General features: G+C 67.5%; 8 protein-coding genes. 1 reads left to right on the top strand and 7 read right to left on the bottom strand.

Annotation, left to right across the window (positions count from 1 at the left end; all coding sequences use genetic code 11):
- Window positions 1-43: 43 nt before the first annotated feature.
- The 7 genes from CFB35_RS01210 to paaA all read right to left on the bottom strand — a co-directional run bounded on the left by CFB35_RS01210 (window position 44) and on the right by paaA (window position 5,714).
- Complete coding sequence (locus tag CFB35_RS01210; RefSeq protein WP_059578238.1) at window positions 44-649, bottom strand: TetR/AcrR family transcriptional regulator; 606 nt, start codon at window positions 647-649, stop codon at window positions 44-46.
- A gap of 16 nt (window positions 650-665) precedes the next feature.
- The gene (locus CFB35_RS01215) at window positions 666-1,487 is read right to left on the bottom strand and encodes a DUF1835 domain-containing protein (RefSeq protein WP_060008760.1); all 822 of its coding nucleotides are present in this window, start codon (window positions 1,485-1,487) and stop codon (window positions 666-668) included.
- Between the two features lie 413 nt (window positions 1,488-1,900).
- Window positions 1,901-2,989: a 1,2-phenylacetyl-CoA epoxidase subunit PaaE gene (gene paaE, locus CFB35_RS01220; RefSeq protein ID WP_059578243.1), complete on the bottom strand. Its 1,089-nt coding sequence runs from the start codon at window positions 2,987-2,989 to the stop codon at window positions 1,901-1,903.
- 2 nt (window positions 2,990-2,991) lie between these two features.
- Entirely contained in the window at window positions 2,992-3,555 is a 564-nt protein-coding gene (gene paaD, locus CFB35_RS01225) for a 1,2-phenylacetyl-CoA epoxidase subunit PaaD (RefSeq protein WP_059578246.1), read from the bottom strand.
- Between the two features lie 25 nt (window positions 3,556-3,580).
- The gene (gene paaC / locus CFB35_RS01230; protein WP_059578249.1) at window positions 3,581-4,384 is read right to left on the bottom strand and encodes a 1,2-phenylacetyl-CoA epoxidase subunit PaaC; all 804 of its coding nucleotides are present in this window, start codon (window positions 4,382-4,384) and stop codon (window positions 3,581-3,583) included.
- A 10-nt stretch (window positions 4,385-4,394) separates the two neighbouring features.
- Complete coding sequence (gene paaB, locus CFB35_RS01235) at window positions 4,395-4,679, bottom strand: 1,2-phenylacetyl-CoA epoxidase subunit PaaB (protein WP_006482881.1); 285 nt, start codon at window positions 4,677-4,679, stop codon at window positions 4,395-4,397.
- A gap of 36 nt (window positions 4,680-4,715) precedes the next feature.
- A complete protein-coding gene (gene paaA, locus CFB35_RS01240) occupies window positions 4,716-5,714 on the bottom strand; it encodes a 1,2-phenylacetyl-CoA epoxidase subunit PaaA (protein WP_059578252.1) in 999 nt (332 codons plus the stop codon).
- Between the two features lie 200 nt (window positions 5,715-5,914).
- On the opposite strand from paaA, the gene CFB35_RS01245 reads away from it, so the two are divergent.
- Window positions 5,915-7,180, top strand: coding sequence for an SGNH/GDSL hydrolase family protein (locus CFB35_RS01245; RefSeq protein WP_060008757.1), 1,266 nt, complete (start codon window positions 5,915-5,917; stop codon window positions 7,178-7,180).
- Window positions 7,181-7,523 lie beyond the last annotated feature (343 nt).

Raw genomic sequence — 7,523 nt, forward strand, 5'->3', positions numbered from 1 at the left:
GTGCCACTGTGCCCGTCGCGCAACGCATGCTGCTGCGCGACAATCAGGCCGCCGTCGATAGCCCGCGCTCGATCAGGTCGATCACCTGTTCGGCGAAGTCGCGGTAGCCGAGGCGGCCGCCGGGCTTCAGCCACGTGAAGGTCCAGTTGATCATCCCGAACACCATCATCGTCACCGGGGTCTGGTTTTCCTTTGAGATCCGGTCCGGGTAGGCGCGCGCGAGCTGTCGCGTGAACGCCGCGACGATGTCGCGCTGGCGGTCGAGCACGATTTCGCGCTGCGCGTCCTCCAGATACTTCACGTCGTTGAGCAGCGCGACATGGCGGCTGTGCGACGTCTCGTATTCGGCGAGGAACGCGCGCACGAGTTCGGCGAACGCGTCGCGCTCGCTGAGGCCGCGCCGCTGGCTCGCGCCCTCGACCTCGGCGATGATCAGCATCAGCCGCTTCGTGTAGCGGTCGAGCAGGTCGAACAGGATCGCTTCCTTGCTCTCGTAATAGTGATAGAGCCGCGCCTTCGACGTACCGCTCGCGGTCGCGAGATCGGACATCGACGTGCTCGGGTAGCTCGTCTGCGCGAATTTCTCGGCGGCCAGGTCGAGGATCTGCTCGCGCTGGGATTCGTGGTCGGGCGCTCGGGTTCGGGCCATGGTCGAATACGGAAGATTAGCGGTGCGCCGCCGCGGCGGCTGCGCGCACGTGCGTGGAAGAGAGGGCTGCGGGCGCATCGTCCTGCAGTTCGAGCCGGCCGGCTGCCGCGAGGTCGCGGCAGCGCCACCAGGCGATCGAGTCGCTGACGAACAGCCCGCCGCGGTCGGCCGCGGCCATGATGCTGCCGACGAGGCGCTGCGCGGGCTGCCAGTCGGCTTCCGCGCGCGCGACGATCAGCGCGTCGAGATCGGCGTAGTGGCCGCTCTTGATCGTGTTGCTGACCCAATAACGCAGTTCGGCGTTCAGGTGCTTCGCCTCCTGCCATTCGAGCGCGAGGCGGCCGATGCGCAGGACCGAGACCGGCGCGGCCGCCGGCCGCTTGCGCGCCAGTTCCGCGGGCGAGAACATTCCGGTCGCGCACGCCTGGTCGGTGCGCGACAGCGCTGCGCGCTGCGCGGCGTCGAGGTCGGCGGCCGACAGCCGCACCTCGTTCAGGCGCTGCGGCACGTTGCGCAGGTGATAGGCGACCCGGCGCAGCAGCAGCTTGTCGCCGACGCTCGGCGCGTGCCACACGACGACCTGGCCGGCATCCATCGCAAGCTGGTCGAGGCGCGCGAATTCGGCCTCGATTTCCGCGTTCCAGTCGGGAATCTGGTCGCCGAGCACGTGCTGCCAGAACGCGGCGCGTGTGTCGGGCGTCTCGTCGACGCCCTTCAGCGGCCCGACGCCGAGATCGTCGAGCAACCCGACGACGCGCTCGTCGCGTCCGGCTAGCGCAAGGGCCTCGCGCAGCGACGCGGCGGCGGTGCCGCCCTGAATCACATGAATGGTACTCATCGGCCTGTCGTCAACAAAAGAAAACCGCCGGCCGGGCGGACGTTGCGATGTCCAGCCGGCCGGCGGCCCCTAGGGTCTGTTTACATATGGAACGCACATGCGAATGCCCGAAATCGCTCGTAGGGCAAGGAGTGAGAAGCGCCGTTTGGCCGCGCCAAACAAGCGACGAGCGACGCCGCCATACGGGCGATTTCGGGCATTCCCCTGACATGATTTTTTTAATTTGGGGTTGCCACGAGAACGGCCGCTCGCCGCGTTGTGCTCCTTGCGAATACGTCAGTATTCGCGGCGTCGCACGCCTCGCGAGCGGCCGTTCTCGTGGCAACGCATGCGCGTTCCATATGTAAACAGACCCTAGTGTAAGCGAGATGTGTGACGGCGAGAAACCGCCCGGCGCCGCGACGCGACGCCGCTCAACGTTCGTCGAAGCTCACTACGACCTTGTCGCTGATCGGGTGGCACTGGCACGTGAGCACGAAACCGTCCTTCACTTCGTGCTCCTCGAGCGTGTAGTTCTTCTCCATCCGCACTTCGCCTTCGATCACCTTCGCGCGGCACGTGCAGCACACGCCGCCCTTGCATGCGTACGGCAGCGCGAGGCCCGCGCGCAGGCCCACGTCGAGCAGGCTCACGCCTTCGTACGGCAAGCGCAGCTTGCGCTTCTTGCCGTCGAGCACGATTTCGAGGTCGGCGGCAGGCGTCTGCGCGGTGATCTCGACGACCGGTGCGCCGGCCTGCGGCAGCGGTGTGCCGAAGCGCTCGACGTGCACCTTCGCCTGCGGCACGCCGGCCGCCTTCAGCGCCGCTTCGGCGGCGTCCATCATCGGCGCCGGGCCGCAGATGAACGCCTCGTCGATCGCGTCGGCCGGCGTCAGCGTCGCGAGGAATTCCGCGCATTTCGCCTGATCGAGCACGCCGTTGAACAGCTCGACGTCCTGCAGGTCGTCCGACAGCACGTGATAGAGGACGAAGCGGTTCATGTAGCGGTTCTTCAGGTCCTCCAGCTCCTCCGCGAACATGATCGCGTCGACGCTGCGGTTCCCATAGATCAGCGTGAACGTGCTGCGCGGCTCGAGCTCGAGCGTCGTCTTCACGATCGCGAGCACCGGCGTGATCCCCGAGCCGCCGGAAAACGCGACGTACTGCTTGCCGTGGTCGGCGTTCAGGTGCGTGAAGAAGCGGCCGTCCGGCGTCATCACGTCGATCGTGTGGCCGGGCTTCAGCGTGTCGAACGCGAAGTTCGAGAAGCGGCCGCCGCGCACGCGCTTGATGCCGATGCGCAATTCGCCGTCGCGATCGTAGTCCGTCGTGCCGACGCAGATCGAATACGAGCGGCGCGTCTCCTCGCCGTCGATGTGGGTCTTCAGCGTGACGAACTGGCCCTGCGTGAAGCGGTACGCGTCGCGCAGTTCGGGCGGCACGTCGAACGAGACGGTGACGGCATCGGCGGTCTCGGGCCGCACGTCGCGGATGCGCAGCGGGTGAAATTGCGGGGTCGCCATATTCAGTAGGGTTTGAAGTAGTCGAAGGGTTCGCGGCAGTCGACGCAGCGATACAGCGCCTTGCAGGCCGTGGACGCGAATTGCGCGAGACGTTCGGTGCGCGCGGAGCCGCAGCGCGGGCAGGTGGGCGCCGCGACCGGCCGCGGCACGAAGCGCACGACGTTCTCCCGCGGCGCGGTGCTGCCGCACTGGCCGACCGGCGGCGCGATGCCGTAGGCCCGCAGCTTGTCGCGCGCTTCCTGCGTGATCCAGTCGGTCGTCCACGCGGGGGCGAGCACCGTCTCGATCCGGTGCGGCGGCAGATCGGCGGCCTGCAGCGCGGCGGCGATGTCCTCGGCGATCTGCGACATCGCCGGGCAGCCCGAGTAGGTCGGCGTGATCACGACTTCGAGCCGGCCGTCGTCCGCGCGGCGGACGTCGCGCAGGATGCCGAGCTCGCGGATCGACACGACCGGAATCTCCGGATCGGGCACGGCTTCCAGCACGTCCCATGCGCGGGCGAGCAGCGGATCGTCGCGGTGCGCGGCGGGAGCGCCGTGGGTAGGGGCGGCGGTCTGGGCGGACATCGTCGGGCTCCGTGGCGTGGGGCGGTTACCAGCTCGCGCCGGGATGCTGACGCGCGAGGCTCTGCATTTCGGCGAGCAGGTAGCCCATGTGCTCCGAGTGCTCGCCCTGCTTGCCGGTCGTTACATGCTTCACCGGAGTCGGCGGCGTGAGCGTGGCCTCGGCGAGCGCGTCGTCCACGTCCGCGCGCCACGCGGCCTCGATCGCGGCCGGCGCCGGGCCGATGCCCGGTGCGACGATCGCGTCGTCGATCGCATCGGCGGTGAAGAATTCGCGCGTGTACGGCATCAGGTAATCGAGCGCGGCCTGCGCGCGGCGGTGCGATTCGTCGGTGCCGTCGCCGAGGCGCACGAGCCATTCGCGCGCATGCTGGACGTGATAGCGGGTTTCCTTCACCGATTTCGCGGCGATCGCGGCGAGTTGCGTGTCGGTCGACGTTTCCAGCGCGCTCCACACGTGCAGCATCAGCGCCGCGTACAGGAAGTTGCGCACGATCGTCACCGCGTAGTCCTTGTCGGCGTGCGCGGTACCGGAGAGCGGGCCATAGTGCGGCAGCTCGGCGAGCGTGAAGTTCGCGAATTCGCGCTCGGTGCGGAAGTACGCGTAATCGTCCTCGGTCTTCGTCGCGCCGGTGAGCTGGCGCTCGAGCTCGGCCGCGTGCGTGTACAGCATGCGCGCCTGGCCGATCAGGTCGAGGCTCATGTTGGTGAGCGCGATGTCTTCCTCGAGGATCGGGCCGTGGCCGCACCATTCGGCGTTGCGCTGACCGAGGATCAGCGCATTGTCCGCGAGGCGCAGCACGTAGGAGAGGTGTTCGGGCGTGATCGTCATGGCGCGGGCGTTACATGTGGTTGACTTCGTCGGGCAGCGTGTAGAACGTCGGGTGACGGTAGATCTTGTCGCCCGCCGGCTCGAACAGTTCGGCCTTCTCGCTCGGATCCGACGCCGTGATCGCCGACGACGGCACCACCCAGATGCTCACGCCTTCCTGGCGACGCGTGTAGACGTCGCGCGCCATGCGCAGCGCCATCGTCGCATCGGCGGCGTGCAGGCTGCCGCAGTGCTTGTGGTCGAGGCCCTGCTTGCTGCGCACGAATACTTCCCAGATCGGCCATTCCTTGTTCATTACCTTCTCCTGATTCATGAATTCGAGGGGTGCCGCTCAGGCGGCGTGCTGTTCGGCGCGGGCGCGGCGCTTCGCTTCGTGCGCGAGCGCGGCTTCGCGCACCCAGGCGCCGTCCTCGTGCGCCTTCACGCGAGTGGCGAGGCGTTCCTTGTTGCACGGGCCGTCGCCGTTGACCACGCGCCAGAATTCGTCCCAGTCGATCGCGCCGTAGTCGTAGTGACCGCGCGCCTCGTTCCATTTCAGGTCGGGGTCGGGCAGCGTCACGCCGAGCACCTTCGCCTGATCGACGGTCGCGTCGACGAATTTTTGGCGCAGATCGTCGTTCGAGATCCGCTTGATGCCCCATTTCGCGGACTGATTGCTGTGGACCGAATCCGCATCGCTCGGGCCGAACATCATCAGCACCGGCCACCACCAGCGGTCGACGGCCTGCTGGACCATCGCACGCTGCGCGTCGGTGCCCTTCATCATCGACAGCAGCGCGTCGAAACCCTGGCGCTGATGGAACGACTCTTCCTTGCACACGCGGATCATCGCGCGCGCGTAGGGGCCGTACGTGCAGCGGCACAGCGGGATCTGGTTCATGATCGCGGCGCCGTCGACGAGCCAGCCGATCACGCCGACGTCGGCCCAGGTCGGCGTCGGGTAGTTGAAGATGCTCGAGTATTTGGCCTTGCCCGCGTGCAGCGCGTCGACCAGCGAATCGCGCGATACGCCGAGCGTTTCGGCCGCGCTGTAAAGATAGAGGCCATGGCCGGCTTCGTCCTGCACCTTCGCGAGCAGGATCGCCTTGCGCTTCAGGCTCGGCGCGCGCGAGATCCAGTTGCCTTCCGGCAGCATGCCGACGACTTCCGAGTGCGCATGCTGCGAGATCTGGCGGATCAGCGTCTTGCGATAGGCGTCGGGCATCCAGTCCTGCGGTTCGATCTTGCCGTCCGCGGCCATCACCGCATCGAACCGCGCCTGCTCGGGCGACTCGGCTGCGGCGTCGAGCGGCGCGACGTTGCCGGGGATGTCGAGGGATTGCGTGTACATGGCGGAGGCTCTCGTCCGGTTGAATGTGTGCGAAGTATAAACCAACCGACCGGTCGGTTAATAAATTTCTTGCGGATTTGCGGCGGGACTGGGGTAAACGAGGGACATCGGGGCGCGATCGAATGGCGCAAGTGCGGCTTCGCGCGAGGGTCCGGCGTCTTCTGCGGCACAATGCCCGCTTTCCGATGAGGATCTTGCCGATGTCATTTCGAAGCAGTTTCGCCGCGGCCGTGCTGGGGGCGGCCGTTTTCGTGTCGCCGCTCGAGGCGTCGGCCGCGCCGGCCGGATGGGTCGCCGCGTGGGCGACCGCACTGCAGCCGATTCCCGACCTCGCCGCGCCGCCGCCGCTTTACCGCGCGCCCGACGTGGCCGGCCGAACCGTGCGCCAGGTCGTCTATCCGACCGTGTCGGGGCGGGCCGCGCGGATTCGCGTGAGCAACGCATACGGTCGCGCGCCGCTGGTCGTCGAGGCCGCGAGCCTCGCGCGTGCCGGCGAAGGTGCCGCGCTCGCCGGCGGCGCGGCGGTGCCGGTCCGGTTTGGCGGCAAGGCGTCGGTGACGCTCGCGCCTGGTCACGAGATCGAAAGCGATCCGGTGACGATCGACGTGACGGCCGCGCGCCCGTATGCGATCAGTCTCCAGATGGGGCCGAACGAGCGGATGACGGTCTGGCACCGCGTGTCGAACCAGTTCAATTATGTGTCCGCGCCGGGCGATCACGTGGGCGACCCGGGCGCCGACGCGTTCCGCACCCGTTTTACCCAATATGCGTGGGTGACCGAGTTGGCTGTCGAGTCCGGCGCCGCGCGCGCCAGCGTCGCCGCGATCGGCGATTCGATCACCGACGGGCTGCGCTCCACCGTCAACCGGAACCGCCGTTGGCCGGACGCACTCGCGCGCAGGCTGGCCGCGTCGGGCGCCGATTCGGTCGGTGTCGTGAATCTCGGCATTAGCGGGAACCGGCTGCTCAGCGACTCCGCGTGCTACGGCACCTCGCTGGCGTCGCGATTCGAGCATGATGCGCTGTCGCGCTCCGGCGTGAAGGCGGCGATCGTGCTGATCGGGATCAACGACATCAACTTCGCGGCGATGCCGCCGCGCGCCGGGCTCGATTGCGATCACCCGCATACGCAGGTAACGGCCGCATCGCTGATCGACGGCTATCGCCGGCTGATCGACGCGGCGCATCGCCAGGGCGTGAAGGTCTTCGGCGCGACGCTCACGCCGGCGGCGTTGCCGGCCGGGCGCGAGGCGATCCGGCTCGAGGTGAACCGGTGGATCCGGAGCGGCGGCGGGTTCGACGGCGTGGTGGACTTTGACGCGGTGCTGCGCGATCCGGCGCGTGCGAGCGTGTTGCAGCGCCGATACGATAGCGGCGATGGAATCCATCCGAGCGATGCCGGTTACACGGCGATGGCCGATGCGGTGCCGCTCGAGCAATTGCAGGCTGCCGTGGGCGGCAAGTGACGCCCCTCTATATAGAGAGGAATATTGCAGACGGCCTGTCGGCGGACAGCGCTACATCGTTCGTCGAGCCCCCAGCCTCCGTGCGCGACAGCGCACGGAGGCTTTTTCAAGCTTTCTTCACAAAGAGCTTGCGTGGATGGGGGCGGGTGCTTAGAATCACGCCTCTTTCGCGCTACCGGAAACGCGGCGCGGGGGGAGGGGAAGCGGTGCTGTTGGGGTTCGGTGGTAACGAGCCTCGGCGGCGCAGGAAGATGGGCCCCGCAGTCGCAACGAAGTCGTTCAGAAAGTTGTTGACGAGCTGCGAAACACGGTTCATAATCTCGCTTCTCTGCTGCTGAAAACG

The organism is Burkholderia sp. AU16482, from assembly GCF_002223285.1.
GTDB classification, from domain to species: domain Bacteria; phylum Pseudomonadota; class Gammaproteobacteria; order Burkholderiales; family Burkholderiaceae; genus Burkholderia; species Burkholderia semiarida.

Bases quoted from the DNA above. Each gene is read 5' to 3' on its own strand.
- CFB35_RS01210 (WP_059578238.1), bottom strand. From the start codon at position 649: ATGGCCCGAACCCGAGCGCCCGACCACGAATCCCAGCGCGAGCAGATC.
- CFB35_RS01215 (WP_060008760.1), bottom strand. From the start codon at position 1,487: ATGAGTACCATTCATGTGATTCAGGGCGGCACCGCCGCCGCGTCGCTG.
- paaE (WP_059578243.1), bottom strand. From the start codon at position 2,989: ATGGCGACCCCGCAATTTCACCCGCTGCGCATCCGCGACGTGCGGCCC.
- paaD (WP_059578246.1), bottom strand. From the start codon at position 3,555: ATGTCCGCCCAGACCGCCGCCCCTACCCACGGCGCTCCCGCCGCGCAC.
- paaC (WP_059578249.1), bottom strand. From the start codon at position 4,384: ATGACGATCACGCCCGAACACCTCTCCTACGTGCTGCGCCTCGCGGAC.
- paaB (WP_006482881.1), bottom strand. From the start codon at position 4,679: ATGAACAAGGAATGGCCGATCTGGGAAGTATTCGTGCGCAGCAAGCAG.
- paaA (WP_059578252.1), bottom strand. From the start codon at position 5,714: ATGTACACGCAATCCCTCGACATCCCCGGCAACGTCGCGCCGCTCGAC.
- CFB35_RS01245 (WP_060008757.1), top strand. From the start codon at position 5,915: ATGTCATTTCGAAGCAGTTTCGCCGCGGCCGTGCTGGGGGCGGCCGTT.